At 56.8% G+C, this 23,203-nt stretch carries 18 protein-coding genes and 1 tRNA gene; 12 read left to right on the plus strand and 7 right to left on the minus strand.

Annotated features, from left to right (window positions below):
- Window positions 1–9: 9 nt before the first annotated feature.
- The gene (locus AC2FIR_RS05285) at window positions 10–1,080 is read right to left on the minus strand and encodes a site-2 protease family protein (protein ID WP_496744705.1); all 1,071 of its coding nucleotides are present in this window, start codon (window positions 1,078–1,080) and stop codon (window positions 10–12) included.
- A gap of 18 nt (window positions 1,081–1,098) precedes the next feature.
- Window positions 1,099–1,602 carry a single-stranded DNA-binding protein gene (gene ssb, locus AC2FIR_RS05290; RefSeq protein WP_480910250.1) on the minus strand — a complete coding sequence of 168 codons (504 nt, stop codon included), beginning with the start codon at window positions 1,600–1,602 and terminating at the stop codon, window positions 1,099–1,101.
- A gap of 208 nt (window positions 1,603–1,810) precedes the next feature.
- Here ssb and AC2FIR_RS05295 point away from each other — a divergent pair, with 208 nt between their 5' ends.
- From AC2FIR_RS05295 to AC2FIR_RS05305, 3 genes are all read left to right on the plus strand, one after another.
- A complete protein-coding gene (locus tag AC2FIR_RS05295) occupies window positions 1,811–2,389 on the plus strand; it encodes a lytic transglycosylase domain-containing protein (RefSeq protein ID WP_170616321.1) in 579 nt (192 codons plus the stop codon).
- Window positions 2,390–2,486: 97 nt separating this feature from the next.
- Window positions 2,487–3,449 (plus strand): LuxR C-terminal-related transcriptional regulator, encoded by a 963-nt coding sequence (locus tag AC2FIR_RS05300; RefSeq protein ID WP_496744708.1) that lies wholly within the window; start codon window positions 2,487–2,489, stop codon window positions 3,447–3,449.
- A gap of 129 nt (window positions 3,450–3,578) precedes the next feature.
- Window positions 3,579–4,565 carry an MBL fold metallo-hydrolase gene (locus tag AC2FIR_RS05305; protein WP_496744710.1) on the plus strand — a complete coding sequence of 329 codons (987 nt, stop codon included), beginning with the start codon at window positions 3,579–3,581 and terminating at the stop codon, window positions 4,563–4,565.
- 118 nt (window positions 4,566–4,683) lie between these two features.
- On the opposite strand, the gene AC2FIR_RS05310 is transcribed toward AC2FIR_RS05305, so the two are convergent.
- The 5 genes from AC2FIR_RS05310 to miaA all read right to left on the minus strand — a co-directional run bounded on the left by AC2FIR_RS05310 (window position 4,684) and on the right by miaA (window position 12,438).
- Complete coding sequence (locus AC2FIR_RS05310) at window positions 4,684–6,771, minus strand: dipeptide ABC transporter ATP-binding protein (RefSeq protein WP_496744712.1); 2,088 nt, start codon at window positions 6,769–6,771, stop codon at window positions 4,684–4,686.
- Between the two features lie 97 nt (window positions 6,772–6,868).
- Entirely contained in the window at window positions 6,869–8,332 is a 1,464-nt protein-coding gene (locus tag AC2FIR_RS05315) for an ABC transporter permease (RefSeq protein ID WP_170616345.1), read from the minus strand.
- Between the two features lie 12 nt (window positions 8,333–8,344).
- On the minus strand, window positions 8,345–9,391 hold the full coding sequence (locus tag AC2FIR_RS05320) for an ABC transporter permease (RefSeq protein ID WP_170676800.1): 1,047 nt from the start codon (window positions 9,389–9,391) through the stop codon (window positions 8,345–8,347).
- Between the two features lie 135 nt (window positions 9,392–9,526).
- A complete protein-coding gene (locus AC2FIR_RS05325; protein ID WP_496762000.1) occupies window positions 9,527–11,197 on the minus strand; it encodes an ABC transporter substrate-binding protein in 1,671 nt (556 codons plus the stop codon).
- 347 nt (window positions 11,198–11,544) lie between these two features.
- The gene (gene miaA, locus AC2FIR_RS05330) at window positions 11,545–12,438 is read right to left on the minus strand and encodes a tRNA (adenosine(37)-N6)-dimethylallyltransferase MiaA (protein WP_496747331.1); all 894 of its coding nucleotides are present in this window, start codon (window positions 12,436–12,438) and stop codon (window positions 11,545–11,547) included.
- A gap of 95 nt (window positions 12,439–12,533) precedes the next feature.
- Here miaA and pyrH point away from each other — a divergent pair, with 95 nt between their 5' ends.
- The 9 genes from pyrH (at window position 12,534) to AC2FIR_RS05375 (ending at window position 23,007) form a co-directional block, all read left to right on the plus strand.
- Window positions 12,534–13,286, plus strand: a complete 753-nt coding sequence (pyrH, locus tag AC2FIR_RS05335; protein ID WP_170616353.1) for a UMP kinase — start codon at window positions 12,534–12,536, stop codon at window positions 13,284–13,286.
- 429 nt (window positions 13,287–13,715) lie between these two features.
- Window positions 13,716–14,942, plus strand: a complete 1,227-nt coding sequence (locus tag AC2FIR_RS05340; RefSeq protein WP_496747330.1) for an aminotransferase class V-fold PLP-dependent enzyme — start codon at window positions 13,716–13,718, stop codon at window positions 14,940–14,942.
- Between the two features lie 48 nt (window positions 14,943–14,990).
- Window positions 14,991–16,415: a cryptochrome/photolyase family protein gene (locus tag AC2FIR_RS05345; protein ID WP_496747328.1), complete on the plus strand. Its 1,425-nt coding sequence runs from the start codon at window positions 14,991–14,993 to the stop codon at window positions 16,413–16,415.
- A 69-nt stretch (window positions 16,416–16,484) separates the two neighbouring features.
- On the plus strand, window positions 16,485–17,693 hold the full coding sequence (locus AC2FIR_RS05350) for a class I SAM-dependent methyltransferase (protein ID WP_170806232.1): 1,209 nt from the start codon (window positions 16,485–16,487) through the stop codon (window positions 17,691–17,693).
- Window positions 17,694–17,709: 16 nt separating this feature from the next.
- Window positions 17,710–18,150, plus strand: coding sequence for a TrgA family protein (locus AC2FIR_RS05355; RefSeq protein ID WP_170616361.1), 441 nt, complete (start codon window positions 17,710–17,712; stop codon window positions 18,148–18,150).
- Window positions 18,151–18,177: 27 nt separating this feature from the next.
- Window positions 18,178–19,293 (plus strand): NUDIX domain-containing protein, encoded by a 1,116-nt coding sequence (locus AC2FIR_RS05360; RefSeq protein ID WP_496747326.1) that lies wholly within the window; start codon window positions 18,178–18,180, stop codon window positions 19,291–19,293.
- 70 nt (window positions 19,294–19,363) lie between these two features.
- Window positions 19,364–20,398 carry a cysteine synthase A gene (locus AC2FIR_RS05365; RefSeq protein WP_170806234.1) on the plus strand — a complete coding sequence of 345 codons (1,035 nt, stop codon included), beginning with the start codon at window positions 19,364–19,366 and terminating at the stop codon, window positions 20,396–20,398.
- Window positions 20,398–22,827, plus strand: a complete 2,430-nt coding sequence (locus tag AC2FIR_RS05370) for a DUF3772 domain-containing protein (protein WP_496762002.1) — start codon at window positions 20,398–20,400, stop codon at window positions 22,825–22,827. The genes AC2FIR_RS05365 and AC2FIR_RS05370 overlap by 1 nt, the downstream gene beginning before the upstream one ends.
- Before the next feature lie 90 nt (window positions 22,828–22,917).
- Window positions 22,918–23,007: transfer RNA gene (locus AC2FIR_RS05375), tRNA-Ser, on the plus strand.
- Window positions 23,008–23,203 lie beyond the last annotated feature (196 nt).

Raw genomic sequence — 23,203 nt, forward strand, 5'->3', positions numbered from 1 at the left:
AAGGTGCTTTCAGCGACCGCGCAGAACCATCAGCTCACCGATATTTTCGCGTGTGATATACCCAATCATGCGCCCACCGGCAGTTCGGACGGCAATTGCGGGTGCGCCTTTGTGCAGACCATCCAGAACGGTTTCCAGGCCACTGGTCAATTGAACCGACGGAATATCCGTCTCCATAATCGAAGTGGCAGGGTCTGATCTGGGACGATCTCCCTCAAGAGCGGCAAATAGGCGGTTGCGGGTCACGAATCCCAATAGCGTTCCGTCGGCTTCAATCACCGGAAACTCGTGCTGCGTGGTATGAATGACGGCCTGCGCCGCGGTGTCGAGCGTATCGTCGGGCGAAAGCGGATGAAATTCGGTGATCATGGCGTCGCGCGCCAATACCCGCCGGGCCACAGACCGCATTGCGACATCCTGACTTTCCGCGTTGGCCGCGATAAAAACAAAGACAGCTATGAGCACCAGAATGGGGTTGCCTGTATTCAGGCCGAGAAAGCCCAAACCAATCGCCACAACTTGGCCGCCCATTGCTGCAACGCGGGTGGCTTTGACCCGGTCCATCTTGAGACACAGCAGGGCCCGGAAAACGCGTCCGCCATCCATCGGAAATGCCGGGATCATGTTGAATGCAGCAAGCAGGAGATTGATATAGGCCAACCGGTTCAGAAGTCCGATATGGACCGAGTCGATCTGGGCCATCGTTTCAATGGGCATGCTGGCGCCAAAAGTGACCAGCACAAACCAGATCACGATATTGACCGCCGGCCCGGCCAGCGCCACCCAGACCTCTTGCATTGGCTTTTCCGGCATGCGTTCAAGCCGAGCAAGGCCACCGATGGGCAAAAGGGTTATGTCCGGGGTTTTGATGCCGAACAGCCGTGCCATAAGCGCGTGCCCGAATTCGTGCGCCACCACACAGGCAAACAGCAGCAGGACAAAGATGATGTTTTGCAGGGCTGCATTCCATCCACCCTGCGTATAGGCCGCGAACCCGATCCAGGCGAGCAAGAGGAAAAAGGTGACATGGACCCTCAGTTCGGACCCGAGCAGCCGGCCGAGAGAGAAGGACCATGTCATGATATGTCTCCGCTATGCTTAGAACGGAATCTCGTCGTCGTCGATTCCGCCTGATGCAGGGGACGGTGCGCTGGACTGGCCGCCGTAGGAGTCGCCATAGCCTCCGCCGGCCTGACCACCGCCATAGCCACCGGACTGGCTTCCGCCATAGCCACCACCGCCGCCTTCACCGCGTGCATCCAGCATGACCAGGGTTGAGCCAAATCCTTGCAAAACAACTTCGGTCGAATAGCGGTCCTGGCCAGACTGGTCCTGCCATTTACGCGTCTGCAACTGACCTTCAAGATAGACCTTCGAGCCCTTGCGTAAATACTGCTCGGCCACGCGAACCAGACCTTCGTTGAAGATTGCAACCGAGTGCCATTCGGTCCGTTCGCGCCGCTCACCTGTATTGCGGTCCTTCCATGTCTCGGACGTGGCGATGCGAAGGTTGCAGACCTTGCCGCCATTCTGGAATGTTCGCACTTCAGGATCGCGGCCAAGATTGCCGACCAGAATGACCTTGTTGACTGAACCCGCCATGTATTTCCCCGTACTGTTCTGACTTGATCGCGCCCGAATCTGGCGCCTGTGTTCCTGAGCGACCCTATACGGACTGCGATCCGGTTGAAACAGAGTTGATGGTTACAACACCCGGCGGGAAAACTCTCAGGATTTTTTTACCAAGCTTTCATTATTGGCTGGAATACCTATACTCCGGCAGAGTTTTGAGTGAGCAGGATAAGCATAAATGCGGTCTATGATTGGTGGCTTCTTTGTTCTGGGCCTGTTGCTGGCGTCGGTTCCAGCCAGTGCGCAGACGTTGTCCAGCAAAAGCCGCAAGGACATATTCCTAAAGCAGGCCAAAGTCCTGGATAGCAGGTCCGCGACCCAGTACCGCGGGTCCGAGCGGCTCAAACCGAAATCCGCCCAGGGGAAATTCAACAAACGTTATACCGGCAAATACCGGGGGCAATATCTGGCGCTGGCCCGTGACGCTGCGCGCAAGCACAGCATCCCCGAAGACCTTTTCCTGCGGCTGGTGCAGCAGGAAAGTGGCTGGAACCCTACTGCGAAGTCCCACAAGGGGGCGCTTGGGCTGGCGCAACTCATGCCGCAGACCGCCAATCTGCTGGGGGTTGATCCGCTTGATCCAAAGCAAAATCTGGAAGGTGGCGCGCGGTACCTGTCGTGGCAATATCGCAAGTTCAAATCCTGGCCGCTGGCTCTGGCGGCGTATAACGCCGGCCCCCTGGCCGTGGAAAAGCACGGTGGAATACCGCCTTATGCGGAGACCCAGAACTACGTGAAGGTGATTTGGGGCGGCTGAAATGGCCTCGCTGCACTGCGGAGGGGCGGATTCTTGATCGCCGGGTTACGGTCAGCCTAACCTGAGAGGGAAAGCTCCATCACCAACGAGGCATCCGATGCCACACAATCGCCCGGACATCCCGCAAGGTACAATGGCCAATTGGCAGCGGTTGGTGGATCTTGTGGCGCAGCTCGCCGATGTTCCGGCCAGCCTGATTATGAAGACGGATGCGCCCGATCACAGGGTTCTGGTCACGTCCGAACACCCGCAAAACCCCTATCCCGTCGGCATGAATTTTCAACTGCACCCGAAGCTGTATTGTCAGGGCGTCTTCGAACGCGACGGTGAACTGGTTGTCGAGGACGCGACATGTGACCCGGTCTGGAACGAAAATGAAGACCTTGAACACGGCATGTCCTTTTATATCGGGTTGCCGCTGAAGTGGCCGGACGGCGAGATATTCGGAACGATCTGCGTGCTGGACCGCCACCGCAACCGCCGCGCGCTGCTTTTCCGCGAGGGATTGATCCAGTTCGCCCGCATGGTCGAAGCTGATTTGGCTTTGTTGCAGGAGGTTTATCTGCGCCGCGCGCTTGAGGCGAAACTGAATGAGACGCTGGCGCAACTGGAAGACAGGGTTCAATCCCGCACGAAAGAACTGCGAGAGACCAACACAGCCTTGCGTGTATTGTTGTCCAGCCTCGACGACGACCGGAAGAACCGGGACCAGAAGATTGTCGAGCAGGTTCGGGCCATGGTTCTTCCGTATCTGCACAAACTGCGCGATCATCTGAACGCAGAAGACGTATCTCACGCGTATCTGGATCTTGCCGAGGATAATCTGAAACAGATCACCTCGGATATCTCTGACAAGTTGTCGGACGCGTTTTCGATCATGACACCGACAGAAATTGAAATCGCCCAGCTTGTTATGCCGGGAAAGACCACCAAGGACATAGCCAAGGTTCTGTGCCGCGAAACTTCGACTATTGATTTTCACCGAAACAACATTCGCAAGAAACTTGGCCTAGAAGGCCGCGATCAGAACCTGCGCAGCCATCTGCTCACGATTTCGTGAAGGTTGAATATGGGGAACGCCCCCTTATTACCCCCCGATATTTCTCGTCTGAGAATGGATACCTTTGCTTGTTAGCCTGCCTGTGAAGGTGCGGATCGTACCGCACCTAACCAACACGGAGGTCAACACATGGATCGCAAGGATCTGAAGCCAACAGTCATGAATGGATCACGGGACACACTGGCACCCGGCCTGTCGCGCCGATCATTCTTTCTGGCTGCTGGTGCGGCAGGTGTGGGGGCAGGGGTGTCTCTGGTTGCCGGATCGCCGGTACAGGCGCAATCGCAAGCCTGGCTTCAGCCCGGGAACAACAACCACGTCATCGACCTGCAGGGCTCGACCGGTCAGGCTTCGACCGGCGCTGTGGGGATTGATTATTACGGTCACTGCGCAATCAAGATCACATCGCCAAACGGGGCGACGGTTCTGTTCGACCCGTGGCGTGACGATCCGTCCGGTGCATGGGGTCTTTGGTTCCGCAATGAGTTTCCGCAGATATCCGTGGACATAACCATGTCGACCCACGCGCATTTCGATCATGATGCGATCGAACGGCCGAGTTCGACCATGGTGCTGGACAGGATGGTGGGAAACTTTGAATTTGCCGATCTCAAGATTACCGGGTTTGCGGACAAGCATGCCTGCGTTGCGCCGGGCTGGTATGACTGGACCAATGCGCTGGCGGAATTCGGAGCCGAGGCCTGCCCGCCGAACAATGTCGGCCACATGGACATGGTCGTCTACCTCGTCGAAACCGGCGGGATCCGCACCCTGATCTGGGGCGACAACCGCCACAATCCGCCGCAGGAATTCTGGGATGCCATCGGGCAGGTGGATGTTCTCACCCTGCCGGTGGACGGATCCCAGCACATCCTCAGTTATGATCAGGGCAATGATATCGTGGCCGGGCTGAAACCCAAGGTAATCATCCCGACCCATTACCTGAACGAAGTGACGTCATACACGCTGACAACGTTGCAGTCCGCAGATGAATGGGTGAAGGCGCAAAAGAGCCATACGATGCTCGACAGTGCCGGTCTGAAACTGGAGGCCGGCGAGGTCGCAGGCATGGATCAGGAATTCATGCATTTCGGAAACAACGTCCTGACCGGGTGAGCACAATTCTGACCGGGGCTACCACTCACAACATATCCCGGGCGCCGTCCAAAAATATGCGGCGCGAAAAAGCAAAGGCCGGTCTGACGACCGGCCTTTGTCAATAGATTCACGTTGCCTATTCTGCGGCAATCTTGATGACCGGCTCCATTCGGGCAAGGATATCCTCGGCCAAATGACATTTGACCTGATGACCGTCCGCCAGTGTCTGAACAGGCGGGACGCGTTGCTCGCACAGTCCATCCGGCACCTGTGACTTCCACCGACAGCGGGTCTGGAACGGGCATCCCGGCGGCGGGTTCATGGCCGACGGAATATCGCCTTCCAGAACAATGTGCTCTTTCTGGATCGACGTATCCGCGATGGGCACCGCGCTCAGCAGGGCTTCGGTATATGGATGATATGGTGGCGCAAAGACCTGATCTGTGGTCCCAAGTTCGACCACATGGCCCAGATACATCACCATCACTCGGTCGCTGAGATAGCGCACGATCGACAGATCGTGACTGATGAACAGCAGCGTCGTCTTCTGTTTGCGCTGAATTTCCATCAACAGATCGGTCACGGCAGCCTGCACCGACACATCAAGCGCGGAAACGGGCTCGTCCGCCACAACGATGCGTGCGTCACCGGCAAAGGCACGGGCAATACCGACCCGTTGCTTCTGGCCGCCCGACAACTGACGCGGCATGCGGTCGGCGAAGGCGCGGGGCAGTTTCACCAGATCCAGCAGTTCCAGCATCCGCTTCTTGCGCTCTGCCTCGGAGTTGCCGACGCCAAAGATCTCCAATGCGCGAATGATCTGACGCCCCACCGTCATCGAGGGGTTCAGCGTATCAAAAGGGTTCTGGAACACCATCTGAACTTCGCCAACGGTCTTGGCGTCACGTTCCTCGATCGGGACCTGTTCGATATTGCGGTTATCCAGAAGAATCTGACCGTCGGTTGCCGTTTCAAGCCCCATCAGGACCTTGGCAAAGGTGGATTTGCCGCAACCGGATTCACCCACAATGGCCAGCGTTTCGGATTCATGCGCCTCGAAACTCAGTGTTTCGTTGGCTTTCACCACCTTCTTCTCGCCGCCACCGAACAAGGCGTTCGCCGCAACCTCGTAGTATTTCTTGAGGTTGTCCATCTTGAGAACGGTTCGGCCGATCTCGGCCTTCTCCTTCTGTTCCCCAACAGTGATCGGCGCGTTCCAGTCGATCTCCTGGAATTTCAGACAGCGCGTGTGGTGCCGGTCATTGCCGGGCACCGCCTGCATCAGGATGTCCTGCGCATCACAGCGCCCTTCCTCGAAATAATCGCAGCGCGGACCAAAGTTGCATCCCGGAGGCCGCTCATGGGGCAAGGGGAAGTTCCCGGGAATGGCGACCAGCGGGCGCGAATTCTTGTCCGCCCCCGGCAGAGGTATCGAACGGAACAACGCCTGCGTATAGGGGTGCTGCATCTCGTCGAACACATCCTTGATCGAACCGCGCTCGACAGCCTCACCCGAATACATCACGCACAGCCGGTCGCAGGTTTCCAGAACCAGACCGAGGTTGTGCGAGATAAACAGCATCGAGGTGCCGTATTTCTTGCCCAGGTCCTTGACCAGTTCGACGACCGCCGCCTCGACCGTCACGTCCAGTGCGGTCGTCGGCTCGTCAAGGATCAGCAATGTCGGTTTCGACATTAGCGCCATGGCGATCACGATCCGCTGCTGCTGACCGCCCGACAACTGGTGCGGGAATGAGTTCAACATCCGCTCGGGGTCGGGCAGACGCACATCGGTGACCACCTCCAGCGCACGGGCATAGGCCTCTTCAGCGCCCACACCCTCGTGGATCATCGGCACTTCCATCAGCTGCTTGCCGATCTTCATTGCCGGGTTCAGCGAGGCCATCGGCTCCTGATAGATCATCGCGATCTCGTTGCCGCGAATGTCGCGCAACTCCTCAGTGGTCATCTCGGACAGATCGCGGCCCTTGAACTTGATCGTACCACCCACGACACGCCCGTTCTTCCCCAGGTCCTGCATGACACCCAGCGCAACGGTCGATTTCCCGCAACCGGATTCACCGACCAGTCCCACGGCTTCGCCTGGCTGCACACTGACCGAGAAATCCATTACGGCGGGTATTTCCCGCAGGCGGGTAAAGAATGAAATCGACAGCTTGTCGATCTCCAGGATCGGGCCGTCATATTCCGCCAGTTTGTTCATTGTTTCCTACTCCCTGATGAAGCTGTTCAAGCGACCAACTTCATCTTTTCGAAAATACTCCGGGGGTCCGGGGGCAGGGCCCCCGGCCTCGATCACATCAGTCCTTCAGACTTTCTTCGCGCAAACCATCTGCCAGCAGGTTCAAACCAAGAACCAGTGACAAGAGCGCAAGTGCGGGCGGAAGGGCCGGGTGCAGATAGATCGACAACAGCTTGCGCCCCTCGTTGATCGTCGAACCCCAGTCCGGGCTTTCAGGCGGCAAACCCAATCCGAAGAAACCCAACGTTCCCAGAAGGATGGTGGTATAGCCGATACGAAGACAGAAATCGACGATCAGCGGGCCGCGCGCGTTTGGCAGGATTTCCCATAGCATGATGTACCAGGGACCTTCACCCCGGGTTTGCGCCGCCGCAACATAGTCGCGTGTCTTGATGTCCAGCGCGAGGCCACGGACGATACGGAACACGGTTGGTGAGTTCACAAAGACCACCGAAACGAACACGACCAGAATACCGCCCGGAATATCGAACAGATCCAGATAAGTCGGCAGGCCCCAGATGCGATAGTCATCGGTGTTGATCACGTAACCGCCTGTCGAAATCAGCGACAGGTACATCCAGATCGCAACGCCCAATACTCCGATCAGAAGTGGCGTTCGGAATTTTGGCCGCGTGTAATAGCGCGAGTTCAGCAGCACGCCAAGGAACAGGATCGGGAACAGGAACAGGACGGCCGCCATGTAGTTCGGCACACCTGTCGCGACGATCTCCGGAGTGACCAGCAGATAGAACAGCAGGATCACGGGGAAGGCCAGGATCAGGTTGGCGAGGAACGACAGAAACGTGTCCAGCCGTCCGCCATAGTAACCGGCCGGCAGACCCAACGTGATCCCGACCATGAATGCAAACATGGTGGCCAGTGGTGCGATCTGCACAACGATCCAGGCGCCCTTGACCATCCGGCTGAACACATCGCGCGCAAGATTGTCTCCACCCAGCAGATACCAGGCGAATTCGCCTTCCTCCAGGTTTGGCAGCGGAGTGCCGGGGACCTTGTTCTTCATACCCGAGACTTGCGCCAGCGGGTCGTGCGTCACGATCAGGTCCATCGCTCCGAAGATCCCGGTAAAGACCCAGAACATGACAAGGCCAAAACCGATCATGCCGATTGGGCTGTCGTACAGTTTGCCGTACAGACCCAGCCGCCGCTTGAAGGCGATCGACATGGCGTAAAGTATGATCAGTGACACCCAGACAGGCAGGAATTGTTGCGAGATGGCCCCGATGATACCGGCACCGGTTCCGAACAGGATGCCCAGCACGATATAGGCAAGCACCAGGCCGACTGAGGCCAGAAAACTAAGGCGCAATGACGACTGTATCAGCCCACGCACCCCGCCGGCCGAGCTGAGCGTGCCATCCGGATTGACGCTCACCTGGGCTTCGGGCAGGACGATACTGGCCAGAATCCAGACCAGGATCGACAATACCAGTACCGCAATCGCGATCATCAGCAGGGGATTCAGAAAGGCGATAGAGCCGGTCCAGCTTAGAGGTTCCATGTTCTATCTCCCTTACGAAATGCGGATGCGCGGGTTGAGGTACACATAGCCGATATCCGAGATCAGCTGCGTGATCAGCACCACGAAGACCGACACGACCGAGATTGCCAGCAACAGCTGAATGTCGTTGTTGCCCGCGGCTTGCACCAGCGCCCAACCGAAACCCTTGTAGTTGAACAGGGTCTCGACGATCACGACACCATTCAGCAGCCATGGGAACTGCAGCATGATGACGGTGAACGGCGCGATCAGTGCGTTGCGCAATGCGTGTTTCATCACGATATTGCCGAACGATACCCCTTTCAGACGGGCGGTCCGGATGTATTGAGCGGTCATCACCTCGGTCATCGAGGCGCGGGTCATCCGGGCGATATATCCCATCCCGTAAAGGGCAATGGTCAGAACCGGCAGAAAGAAGTTCTCGAATGTCGGGTTGTCCATCGCCTGTGTTGCCGTGCCCTTGAACCATTTCAGGCCGACCGTGGACGAGGTGAAGATCGCGATGAAGATAACACCGGACACATATTCAGGTGTCGCTGTCGTGATGATCGAAAATGTCGACAGGGAACGGTCCAGCGCCGATCCTTCCCGCATCCCCGCCAGTACACCGACCAACAGTGCCGAAGGAACCATCAGGACCAGAACCCAGAACATCAGATACCCGGTATTCCCCAGACGCTTGGCGACAATGCTGCCGACGTCGTCCTTGAATACGGTCGAATAGCCCCATTCACCCTGCAGAACGCCGCAATAGCTGGGCGTCGTTTCCGGGGTCGTTCCAGGGCGTACACAGGTGCCGACAAACTGTCCGTCCGCCAGCGTGTTGGTGAACCCGGGGGCAACACCCAGCCATTGGCCGTATTTGATCAGCATCGGCTCTCTGTAGCCGCGGTTTTCAAGCCAGGCTTCCACCTGCTCGTCCGACATCCGCTGGTTGCCCTGTGTCTTGGCCAGTTTTTCAAGATTCGGGTAAAGATTGGTCAGAAAGAAGACCACGAATGTCAGACACAAAGCTGTAAGCAGCATCACGCCTGACCGACGGAGGATGAAAAGTCCCATGATGGCCCCGTTGTTCAGGTGTTCCGCAGATCATTGGACCATTATCTGGCCTCGGACATCCGACCCCGTGTCGGCTAGTCTGCGGCTGGAAAGGGGCGCCCCGATCAGGCGCCCCCGGTTTGCAGTCGGCAGTGTTTAGGCTGCCCAACCCCACTTGTAGTGGTGGTGTTCGAACGACACGTGCATGTCGGTGCCCACCAACCCGTCCTTCATGTGACGGTAGAGTGCGCGCCAGTATGGCTGGATCGTCACACCTTCTTCCTGGATCAGCGCGGCGCCACGTGCAGCGACCTCGCGGCGTTTGTCCGCATCCGCGATGGCAAGCGCTTCGTCGAGGATCGCGTCGAAGTCAGGATTGGACCAGCCGAATTCGTTCCAGGCTTCGCCCGATTTGTAGGCCAGCGCCCAGATCTGAACACCCAGTGGACGGTGGTTCCAGTTGGTCGAGCTGTAGGGATACTTCACCCAGTCGTTCCAGAATGTGTTGCCCGGCAGAACGGTCCGTTTGACGTTGATGCCCGCATCGCGAAGCTGCGCCGCCACGGCGTCTGTCGTGTTGCGGCGCCAATCGTCGTCGATCGAGATCAGCTCGTGCTCGAAATCGGCCATACCGGCCTCTTCCATCAGCTTGCGCGCACCTTCCGGGTCAACCTTCTGCGGTGGCAGTTCAGGGTATTCCGGATGGATCGGACCGACGTGATGGTTTTCGGCAGTTGTGCCACGGCCGCCATAGCCCAGTTCCAGACAGACCGAGTTATCCACGGCCATCTGAAGAGCCTGGCGCACACGCTTGTCCGCATAGGGTTGCTTGCCGTCAACTTCGGCCAGCTGGTTCGGACGGATTACAATCGAAGCCATGGTGATAACTTCGGATTTCACGTAGCCGAGGCCGTCCATGACGTCGATGAATTCACCAACCGACTCGTACAGCATGTCGACTTCATCAGATTCCAGAGCCGCCAGCCACGCAGACGGGTCGGTGCCGTAGTCAATGTATTCGATACGGTCGAGCGCCGGACGGCCGAAAACTTCCTCGCCCCACCAGGTATGTTCCTCGTTGCGGACAAGAACACCTTTGACGCCGACTTCCAGTTCGCTCATCAGATACGGACCGGTGCCCACGTTGTTCAGCAGGTCATTTTCGCTGAAGGACTGGTGAACGATCGCTGCCGGATAGTCAGACATGCCCGCAATCAGCGAAATGTCGGATTTGGGCAGGTTTAGCTTTACGGTCGTCGGGTCCACGACCTCGATGCCACCTTCGATAGCCTGACCCGTCCCTTCATCGACCAGCGTTGCAAAGCGACCCGCCATCGAGTTGGTTTCCGAAGACTTGTCGCACCAACGCGCAATGTTGAACGCCACATCGTCGGCCGTGAAGTCGTCGCCATTGTTCCACTTCACACCCGGACGAACCTTGAGGGTATATTCTGTCGCGTCGTCGTTGATTTCCCAGCCTTCCAGCAGCATGCCCCGGAATGTACCGTCCGAGTTGTACTCGACCAGATATTCAAGAGTACCGCGGCTGTAGTTGCCGATTTGCGACCAGTCATAGGTGCGCGGGTCTTTCAGTGCGCGAACCTCGGTCTGAACACGAATAGTTCCGCCTTCCTGTTTGGCATCTTCACCAGCGGCGCGCGCCGGAGCTACCAGGCCGATCATGCCGTATGCCGCAGCAGCCGTAACACCCAGCCCCGTGGCGCGGGTCAGGAACTCGCGGCGGCTTAGCTTGCCGTCACGGTATTCCTGCGCGTGCATCTCTGCCGCCCAGTGAACTGGTGCCCCGGTCATGGTACGATTTTTCATCAAGATGTCTCCCTGTGGTACATTTGTCGATTTAGTGTGCTCGGAATCAGGCAGACCGGCCGGTCGCATTCAACGAGCAATTGGGTCTTCTTTTTTGGATTCTCACATTCCCCATGAACGTATTCCGCACCAGAATTCGGATTACGTCAATGTTCGAAATCGGCATACAGAGTACAAAAACGACATATGCGCCCCGTTCATCCGGGCGAGTCGCGGCGTGATGGAGCTTTTGGAAATGAATACATTCGTACACAAAGTCGTTCGCGACCGGCGGGTTTTGGCGGGCCTTGAAGCAACATATTCAAGATGCGCCAGAGTGTCCGGCACTCAGTTAGGAATGTTTAGTATCATTTTGAGAAGTCTACGGGATTCCACTTTCCCATCCTGGCCCTGAACCACGTGCGCTGACGCTTGGCAAACTGCCGAGTGGAGATCGTGGCGCGTTCCCGGGCCTGATCCATAGTCATTCGGCCATCGAGGTAAGCAACCAGTTCCGGGACGCCGATGGCCTTGCAGGCCGGCAGGGTCGGATCATACCGATCCAGCATCGCTTCAACCTCGTCCAAGGCCCCTGTTTCCAGCATGAGATCAAAGCGACGAATGATACGGTCCAGCAGCCAGTTTTTGTCGACGTCAAGAACAATGGGAACGGTATCAGACAAGGCAAGAACCGGGGGTGGGGTATCTACCTGCCAGTCCGACAAACTGCGTCCGGTCGCGGTCTGCACTTCCCATGCGCGCTGAACGCGGGCGCGGTTGTTGATGTCCAGCTTGTCCAAAGTGTCGGGATCGACACCTGCGATCAGAGCGGGCAGTTCCATCTTATCCGCTTGCGCCCGCACTTCAGGTGGCGTCGCGGGAATTTCTGCCATTCCTTCAGTCAGTGCTGAAAAGTACAGCCCGGTGCCGCCCACAATTATGGGACGCTCAGCTGAGTTCAAAAGGGGTTTGACCTCGCGCAGCCAGTGTCCTGCCGAATAGATCTGGTCAAATGGAATGTGTCCATAGAGACGGTGTGGCGCACGGGCTTCTTCATCGACCGACGGGCGCGCTGAAATCACCCGCCAGCAATCGTAAACCTGGCTTGCATCGGCATTGACGATGACACCACCGAACTTTTCGGCAATCTGCAGCGCAAGCGCCGATTTTCCTGACGCAGTGGGCCCGGCGATCAGAACAGGCTTGTCATCCGGAACGGGGGGCAACATGTCCCAAAACCGCGATGAGATTGCGTTGGCCATCTGGACTGCCTTATTCCTAACGTTCCGCATTGAACCTGCGGTGCTTTTGCTTCATTTTGCGCCGGAATTAAACCTGTGCCAGCCCGGAGCGCAACATGAGCCAATCCCCTTCGACCGAGACAACCGAAACCCCCAAGACAAAATACAAGCGCGTGATGCTGAAAATATCGGGCGAAGCGCTGATGGGGGATCAGGGGTTCGGCCTGCATCCGCCCACCGTTCAGCGTATCGCGCAAGAGGTGAAATCCGTACACGATCTGGGCGTCGAGATCTGTATGGTCATCGGCGGCGGCAACATTTTTCGGGGCCTTAGCGGTTCGGCGCAAGGGATGGAGCGTACGACGGCGGATTACATGGGAATGCTTGCCACCGTCATGAACGCATTGGGCATGCAGTCCGCGCTTGAGGAAGTGGGCGTATTCACACGGGTTATTTCCGCCATCCGGATGGACGAGGTGTGCGAACCCTATATTCGCCGCCGCGCCGTGCGACATCTCGAAAAGAAACGGGTCTGCATTTTTGCTGCCGGAACCGGAAACCCCTATTTTACAACGGATACGGCAGCCACGCTGCGGGCTAACGAAATGGCGTGCGAAGCCATCTTCATGGGCAAAAACGGTGTCGACGGTGTTTATGACAAGGATCCCAAGGTTCACGCCGACGCACAGCGCTATGACACCGTTAGTTATGACGATGTTCTTGCAAAACGCCTGCGGGTCATGGATGCCTCGGCCATTGCACTGGCGCGCGACAACAACCTTCCTTTGATCGTGTTTGGATTGGACGAACCCGGCGGTTTCCGCGGCATTCTTGCCGGTGAGGGGACTTATACCAAGGTTCAGGGCTGACAATCTGCTGTATGTCAAAAAGCGGGCCGGTTCAAATCCCCGGCCTGTTTGCCTTTTGTGTCCGGTTTGCGGTCCTGTTCATTGAAATGAAATCGCTGCTTTTGCAGGACGCTCGCCTCGCTTGCATAATCAAGAATATCGGCAGCAAATCTCTGATGAGCTTGAGATCCGATGAAGTCCTGACCGAGGTAGCGAAGTTGGACGGGTGTCTTTTCCCTTCACGTTCCGGTTGACCAACGCGAATGCGGCTGGCTAATTATCCGGGATCTTCGTTTGGGAACGTCCCGACTGAAGATCTGCCTGCACTTCCTTGTTTTCATGATAAGGTCTGCGGCTGGGCTGGAAGACCTGCCATGATTTCTGAGGGATCCGGGATCATGCCCGGGCACCTTGCCCCTGATGCGCAGCATGACGAGAAAGTAGCGAGCCATGACCAAACTGGATATCGATTTTGTTCGGGCACAATTCCCGGCCTTTTCTGAACCCGGCCTTCAGGGGCAGGCGTTTTTTGAAAACGCTGGCGGGTCTTATACATGCAAACCGGTCATCGACAGGCTGACGCGGTTCTACAGGCAGCGCAAGGTTCAGCCCTATGCACCTTTCGAGGCCAGCCGCCTGGCGGGCGAGGAAATGGATGAGGCGCGCGCCCGCATGGCCGCCATTCTGGGCGTTGACACAGATGAGCTGAGTTTTGGTCCGTCCACCACGCAGAATACATATGTCCTGGCGCAGGCGTTTCGGCAGTGGATGAAGCCGGGTGAGGCGATTGTTGTTACCAATCAGGACCACGAAGCGAACTCCGGACCTTGGAGGCGCCTTGCCGACGACGGGATCGAAATCCGCGAATGGAAAATTGATCCGGACACCGGTTCCCTGAACCCACAGGATCTGGAAGACCTTCTGGATGAAAAGGTGCGGCTGATCTGTTTCCCGCATTGCTCGAACGTTGTGGGCGAGATCAACCCTGTCACGGAAATCACCGCCATCGCCCATGCCGCAGGTGCATTTGTTTGCGTCGATGGCGTCTCTTACGCGCCGCATGGTTTTCCTAATGTTGGAGAACTGGGGCCGGATATCTATCTGTTTTCGGCTTACAAGACTTATGGTCCTCATCAGGGATGCATGGTCATTCGCCGCACGCTTGGGGAAATGCTTCCGAACCAGGCGCATTTCTTCAACGGTGATGTTTTGTACAAACGCTTTACCCCGGCAGGGCCGGATCATGCGCAGATCGCTGCAAGCGCGGGCATGGCCGACTATGTCGACCTTCTGTGCGATCACCACGGCGGGCCTGACACCGATGCAAGTGCGCGCGGTGAATTTGTTCACGACCTGATGCGCGCACATGAAATGGACCTACTTCAGCCGTTGCTGGATGCGGTAAAGGACCGCAACACGGTTCGCCTGATTGGCCCGGCGAACGCTTCGATGCGGGCACCTACGGTTGCGATATCGCTGAACCGTGAAGCGGAATCCGTTGCCCGTGACCTTTCCGATCATGGTGTTATGGCGGGTGGTGGTGACTTTTACGCTGTCCGCCCGCTTCAGGCGATGGGGGTCGCGCCGGAACACGGCGTATTGCGTGTCAGTTTCACGCACTACACTTCGAAACGGGAAGTCGATCAGCTTCTGGATGCGTTAGACAAGGTTTTGTGATCCGATTTCCGCCTGATTTCGTAATACTAATAAACACTTGGGGCGGATATGCAGAAAGACAATGCGCCAATACTATTATGGTTTCGCCGGGACTTGCGCCTGTCCGACCATCCCGCGCTTTGCGCCGCCGCAGCGACAGGCCGACCCGTCATTCCGGTTTTCGTATTTGACGACCTTGTGCGCGGTCTGGGTGCAGCCCCCAAATGGCGCCTGGGTCTGGGGCTCGAGGCGTTCGCCAGCAGGCTTCGGGACGTCGGTAGCCGCCTGATCCTTCGGCGCGGCAGTGCGCTGAGCGTTTTACAAGAACTGATAGCCGAGACCGGGGCCGCATCGGTTTTTTGGACCCGCGCTTATGATCCGGATGCCATCGCCCGTGACACCCGTATCAAGGCAACCCTGACAGATGGCGGTATTGATGCCAGGTCGTTCGACGGACATTTGCTGTTTGAACCGTGGCAGGTCGCAACCAAATCCGGACAACCCTTTAAGGTTTTCACACCGATGTGGCGCGCGGTGCGGGAGAAGGAGATACCTGTTCCGCAGGGCGCGCCATCACGGCTGAAAAATCCTGACAATTGGCCGGAAACCGAGGATATGGTCGACTGGTCCCTTGGCGCTGCGATGAACCGAGGAAGCCGGGTCGTTCGACCGTATGTGCAACCTGGTGAAAGGTCCGCCAATGATTGCCTGCTAGAGTTCCTGGATCGGATCGCACGGTATCAGGAACGACGCGATTGTTTGGATGTAGACGGCACCTCGAACCTGTCCGAATATCTGTCACTGGGCGAGATTGGGCCGCGAACGGTGTGGCACGCCGTTCAGAACGCCTCGATGATGGGCATTCCCGGAACCGACGCCTTTCTGCGGCAATTGATCTGGCGGGAATTCGCGTATCATCTGATGTATCACTCGCCTCGGTTACTGACGAACAACTGGCGGCCCGAATGGGATGGATTTCCTTGGTTTGAGGATGACCAAGCCCCGTCGGTTATGGCGTGGAAGCAAGCCAGAACTGGCGTTCCAATCGTGGATGCCGGACTTCGGCAGATGTATGTGACAGGCCGAATGCACAACCGCGCGAGGATGGTTGTGGCAAGCTATCTGACCAAACACCTCATGACACACTGGAATGTCGGGATGAACTGGTTTGAGGATTGCCTGATCGACTGGGATCCGGCCTGCAACGCGATGGGTTGGCAATGGGTCGCAGGTTCGGGGCCGGATGCGGCGCCGTTCTTTCGGATATTCAATCCGCAGACGCAGGCACAGAAATTCGACCCGGATGCGGTTTACAGGCAACGATGGATCGCGGAAATCCAGGATAATCCACCGAAGACCGCGCTGGCATACTTTGAAGCTGCGCCCAATTCATGGGGGCTGACACCGGACGCGCCTTACCCTTCGCCGATTGTAGAATTGGCGGACGGTCGAAAACGAGCTCTGACAGCTTATGAACAGGCGAAAAGTCGGTAACGAACTGAAAACTTGCCAGAAACAGAAACTCGGCCTAGCTTATTTCTACGACCGCACAGGGGAGAGCGGATGATCCTGACCACGACTGAAGGGCAGAAGGACCTGCCCAGATATTTTTCACAAGTGCTGAAAATGCTTGGCCGGATGGAAAATGGACGGCTGGATATTGTCTTGCCTGATGGTCGGGTGTTTCGAACCGAAGGCGCAAAGCCCGGGCCGGTGGCGCAGGTCGATATTCATGATCCGGATGTTTTTTCCCGATTGGTTCGCGAGGGTGAGCTTGGTTTTTCTGACGCCTATCTGGAGGGCGGTTGGAGCACACCTGATCTGAGATCGTTCATGGATCTGGTACATCTGGAATCAGAGGCCGTTTATGACGATTTCACCGGTCGGTTTCTGGTTCAGGCCTATGAAAGGCTTCGGTTCTGGTTGCATCGAAACAACCGCAAGCAGGCCCGAAAAAATATCTCGTACCACTACGATTTGGGTAATGATTTCTATTCCCTGTGGCTGGACGATACGATGACCTATTCCAGCGCATTGTTCGAGACCGGGCAGGAAAGTCTGGAAAATGCGCAGATCGCCAAATACGCAAGCCTTGTGGACGAAATGGGTGCCAAGCCGGGAGATCACATACTGGAAATCGGTTGCGGCTGGGGCGGTTTTGCCGAATATGCCGCAAAGGAACGTGGGCTGCGCGTCACCGGCCTTACACTCAGTCAGGAACAGTTGAACTTTGCGCGGCAACGTATTGAAAATCTTGGGCTATCGGACCAGGTGGAGTTCAAACTTCAGGATTACCGCGACGAACAGGGGCATTATGACGGGATCGCCTCGATCGAGATGTTCGAGGCGGTTGGCCAGAAGTACTGGCCTGTCTACTTCGAGACAGTACGCGACCGGCTGAAACCCGGCGGTCAGGCCACGCTTCAGATCATTACGGTGGGTGATCATCGCTGGGATTATTACAAGAACGGCGTTGATTTCATTCAGAAATACATATTTCCCGGTGGAATGTTGCCGTCGCCAACGATCCTCAGGCAAGAGATTGAACGCGCCGGGCTGAGTGTGATGAAGTCACGCGAGTTCGGTAAAAGCTACGACCTGACTCTTCGACGCTGGTACGAGACGTTCAATGCCAAGTGGGAAGAGATTTCCCAGATGGGCTTTGATGAGCGTTTTCGCCGCATGTGGAATTATTATTTGACTGCATGCGGCGCGGCCTTTGACACCGGCAATTGCGATGTGACACAGATCACCATAGCAAAACCGAGTTAACAAACGGACCCCTCGTATGCCCAGTGCCTCACGTCTAGTTGCCGCTGTATGTCTGGTGGTGGTTGCCTTTATTGTCTCTACGATGATCATCGAAAACGGGGACGAGGGTAAGGATTACGGCTATTTCACTCTGGTCAACATTGCGCTTGGGTTCGTTTGCGGGTGGAAAATCATGGGCAAGCGGGCTGGTCGCGGATGGACGGCAGGTGTCAACAACGGGCTTACCGGTGTCGCATCTTTGGTGTTCTGGGGACTTTTCGTGCAGGGCACCTATGAGATGTTCCGCCTGGCGATGCGTCACAGGTATGACGGCCCGTTCGAGGCGGTGCTTGCGATTTTCAAGCTTGGTGTCGAGTTTGGCGAGCAGCTGATTGTTCCGAACATTCTGGTGACGCTAGCGGTGGGCGCTGTCATAACCGGGTTGGCGACCGAAGAGGCGAGTCGCCGCTGGCGTTAAGGACTGAACAACGAAAGCTCTATCCTCGTGTCTGATCTATTTTTTTACGGCACGCTCAGGTGCCAGCCGTTGCTGGAACGTGTGCTGGGCCGCCCGCTGTCTGAATTGAAGATATCTGAGGCCAGATTGCCCGACCACACCGTCTATGGGGTGAAGGGGCAAAGCTTTCCGATGATTGTCAGCGAGAATGGCAGCCAGGCCGAAGGTTTGCTGGTGCAGGGGTTCGGCCCCGAGGATTTGAAACGGCTGACTTACTACGAAGGCGGTTTCGATTACGATCTCAGCCCCCGTGACCTTGAGTTGCCTGACGGAACGAAGGCGACGGCAAGCGTATTCTTTCCAGAACCCAACCTTTGGACGCCGGACCAACCCTGGTCCCTGAAGGACTGGTTTGGAGATTGGGGAGAACTGACGCTACTTGCCGCAGATGAGGTGATGGCCCACTACGGCAAGGTCGAAGCCGCTGAGATTGCGCGAAGTTTTCCAGCCATCCGGACCCGGGCCTGGGCCAGGTTGGCTGCGCGCCGGCGTCAGACCGGTGATGCGCGCGATACGGCGCAGGACGTGATCGTCCATGATCGCAAGCCCGCCTACATCAACTATTTTGGGATTGATGAAATCAGGTTTCAACACCGCCAATACGACGGATCAATGGGTCCGGTTCTCAACTACAATGGGTTGATGCAGGGCAGCGCCGTCGTTGTTCTGCCCTACGATCCGGTACGGGACACGGTCTTGCTGGTCGAACAGTTTCGCGTGCCGGTCTTTTTGATCGACGACCCGGAACCCTGGATGTGGGAGCCGGTCGCGGGCATGATCGATCCCCGCGAAACGCCCGAACAGGCGGCAATTCGCGAAACTCAGGAAGAAGCGCACGTGACCCCCAGCGCGCTGGAGTACGCCGGAGGGGTGTATTCTTCCAGCGGTTCGTCGACCGAGTTCGTCCATCTGTATCTGGGATTGGCTGACCTGATCGAAACGACCGACAACGGTGGCCTTTCTTCCGAGGGCGAGAATATCCGTAGCCGGATTTTCTCGTATACCGAATTTATCGAAATGGTCGACAGTCATGCCTTCAAGGACATGCCTCTGCTGACCTTGGCCAATTGGCTGGCACGACATCGCGACCGGCTGCGCGGTTAAGTTTCGTTGCTTGTGGTTGCTGCGGCGCGCCTGTAAATCTCTGACGATACCAAATTGAAATGAGGGCGCCATGCGCATTGCACGAGATCTTGCCGACGCAGTAGGGAAAACACCGTTGATCCGGCTGCGCCGCATCAGTGAAGAGACCGGTTGCGAGATCCTCGGCAAGGCCGAGTTCATGAACCCGGGGCAATCCGTCAAGGACCGTGCCGCTCTGTTCATCATCCGTGACGCAATTGCCCGGGGGGATCTGAAGCCAGGCGGGACAATTGTCGAGGGTACCGCAGGTAACACCGGTATCGGTCTGGCGCTGGTGGGCGCATCGATGGGGTTCAAGACTGTCATCGTGATTCCCGAAACCCAGTCGGAAGAGAAAAAGGACATGCTGCGTCTGGCAGGTGCCCAGTTGGTTCAGGTTCCTGCGGCGCCTTATCGCAACCCGAACAATTTTGTGCACTATTCACGGCGTCTGGCCGAAGAACTTGCGCAATCTGAGCCCAATGGCGCGATCTGGGCCAATCAGTTCGATAATGTTGCCAACCGTCAGGCGCATGTGGAAACAACGGGCCCCGAGATCTGGGAACAGACCGACGGCAAGGTCGACGGATTTGTCAGCGCCGTAGGTTCGGGTGGTACGCTTGCCGGTGTGGCCGAAGTGCTGCAGCCAAAGGGGGTGAAGGTGGCATTGGCCGATCCGATGGGCGCCGGGCTGTTTTCCTATTACACAACGGGTGAGATCGCGATGGAGGGCGGATCCATTGCCGAGGGTATCGGGCAGGTTCGGATCACCAAGAACCTTGAAGGGTTCAAGCCTGATTTTTCCTACCAGATCACAGACAATGAGGCGTTACCCTATATCTTCGACCTGCTCCGTGAGGAAGGTCTGGTAATGGGCGGATCAACCGCGATCAACATGGCGGGTGCGGTCCGGTTAGCCAAAGAAATGGGACCAGGTCATACCATCGTAACCATCCTGTGCGACTACGGCACTCGCTATCAGTCCAAACTGTTCAACCCCGATTTTCTGCGTGAAAAAGAGCTGCCGGTTCCTGATTGGATGACCGATGCGCCACGCAGTATCCCGGGCGTGTTCGAGGACGTATGATGCGGCAGCAGGTCCGCCTGTTCCTGGCCCTTGTTGCGGTGTGTTTTGCCGTACTGGGCGGTTCTGCGTTCGCCCAGTTGTCTGATCGACAGAGCGAATACTATCAAGGCTGGGTCAAAACGGCGGATCGGGCCGAAGCGGTAATCGAGGCCAACAAGGCCTCAAACGCGGCTCTTGAAAATTTGCGGAGTGAAATCAGCGACTATCGCGAAGATTTCAACAATGCGCGGAGCGCGAATACAGAACGTATCAAAACGCTGGAAGGCCAACTGAAGGCGCTTGGTCCGGAACCGGAAGGTGATGCAACCGAACCGGAAGACATCGCCAACCTTCGAAATCACCTTGAGGAGCAGCTAAACAGTCTGCGGGTCCCTAGGATAATCTCGGAAGAGGCGTTCAGCCGGGCGAATGGTCTTATCTTCGAAATTGATCAATTGCTGCGGGACCGTCAGGCAAAAGAACTGCTAGAGCGCGGTCCGTCTCCTTTGAATCCTGCCCATTGGGGTCCCGCCTGGACCGATGTTAACGAAGCAGCGCGCAGTCTGTTCAATGAGGTGCGCAGAAATTTTCAAACAGACGTGGTGCATGAACGGTTTCGCGACCGCGGGTTGGGCATTCTTGCCCTGGTCGTGATTGCAGGTGTTTTGCTGATTTATGGAAAGCGATGGTCTGAATCCGCCGGTGAATATCTGCGGCGTCTGGGCGGGCAGGGCAGTGGTGTCTGGGCTTTCCTGACCTCTCTGCTGCGGATCATTCTGCCGTGGTTTGGCGTTGTGCTACTGGTAACGGCAGTGTCGCTGACGGGCATTTTGGGGCTGCGCGGCGCTCTGCTGATGGAAAACGTGCCTTATTGGGCCGGGATCATACTTTTCTACGACTGGATTGGCCGACAGTTCCATGTTCTGCAGGAAGCGCAGGGATTTAAGAAACTGTCGAGGCAAAGGGTAAGAGAGTTACGAGTTCATCTTGATCTGTTGGCGGGGTTCCTGATCCTGCACGAACTGGTAAAGCTGTTTGAGCAGATCGAGAATATCTCTGACGCGACGCGTGCCGTGGTCGCGTTCCCGGTAATTTTCGGGACGGCCCTGCTGTTGCTGCGTGTTCGCCTGGTCCGAACCGTGGATACCACACCTGACCCGGATGAACCGGCCGCGACGGCCCGGGCTGCCGGGTTCAGTCAGCTGGTCGAGTTCATTCGCAGAGCCTTGTTCCTGCTGGGGATCGGCAGTCCCATACTCGCTGTTCTGGGATACACGAACGCGGCTGAAGCGATTGTTTTCCCGGCTGTAAAAACACTGGTCCTCATTGCCGCATTGCTGATTTTTCAGCGTTTCCTGGCTTCGGTCTACGGATGGTTCAGCGGCAAAGGTGAGGCCGCCAAGGACTCGCTTTTTTCCGTTCTCGTCGGATTTGCCATGGCCATTCTGGCGATGCCTATTCTCGCGCTTTACTGGGGCGCGCGCAGGACGGATCTGCAAGAGATCTGGTCCCATCTATTGCAAGGGTTTGATATCGGTGGGGTGACAATCTCCCCCAGCAATTTCTTCACTTTTGTTGTGGTCTTCGCCATCGGGTATGGCCTGACGCGCATGTTGCAAAGCGGGTTGAGGAACTCGCTGCTGCCCAAGACCAGTATTGATCCGGGCGGGCAAAACGCGATTGTTTCCGGCACCGGTTACGTCGGTATTTTCCTGGCCGCTTTGATTGCGATCACGATTGCAGGCTTCAACCTATCGTCGCTGGCGATTGTTGCTGGTGCTCTTTCGGTCGGCATTGGCTTTGGTCTGCAGACCATCGTATCGAATTTCGTCTCGGGCATAATCCTGCTGGTCGAGCGTCCCATCTCTAAGGGGGACTGGATCGATGTGAATGGAATGATGGGCTATGTCCGCGATATCTCGGTTCGATCTACACGGATCGAGACGTTTGACCGGACGGATGTGATCGTTCCCAACTCGGACCTGATCAGTGGTGTGGTCACGAACTACACCCGCGGCAACACAATCGGGCGGGTGATCGTGCCTGTTGGTGTGGCTTATGGCACCGATACCCGGCTGGTCGAAAAAATTCTGGGCGAGATCGCAAATGCGCACCCCATGGTTCTGGCAAATCCAGCGCCCAGCGTCGTGTTTCAGGGGTTCGGCGCGGATTCGCTGGATTTTGAAATCCGCGGCATTCTTCGGGATGTGAACTGGGTTCTGTCGGTGAAGTCTGACATGAACCATGAAATCAACCGGCGGTTTGTCGAAGAGGGGATCGAGATTCCGTTCGCACAGCGCGATGTCTGGTTGCGCAATCCCGAAGTATTGAAGGCAGGGGAAGCCCAAACCGAGCAGAAGTCAGCGGAAATCCCCTCCGCAACACCATCAACCGCGCCGGTTGAGATGACCGAAGCCGACATGCCTGATGCCGATGGGGACGAGGTTTGACCTTCATAAACGTGCTGTTGTTTTCCGGTGAATTTTCACCCTAATCGGGCCTTGCAAATCCCCCGGCGATAGTCCAAATATCCCGCTCACGGAGAGGTGGCCGAGTGGTCGAAGGCGCACGCCTGGAAAGTGTGTAGGCGGGAAACCGTCTCCAGGGTTCGAATCCCTGTCTCTCCGCCATAAACCAAACGAAGCCCAGATCCAGCCGTCTTCTGAGAGCCGCTGATTCAGACTTTTTTCGTTTGACCTATTTCGGTCGAGTCATATCCTTGCAGCTGACTGACCAGCGGTCCTTCTTTCAATAACAAATTACCCATTCAAAAAGGCCGCTTTTGTCGACTGCGTCAGGCGCACGGCGTTTGATACCGATCCACGC

Source organism: Ruegeria sp. CDSB136 (assembly GCF_059610965.1).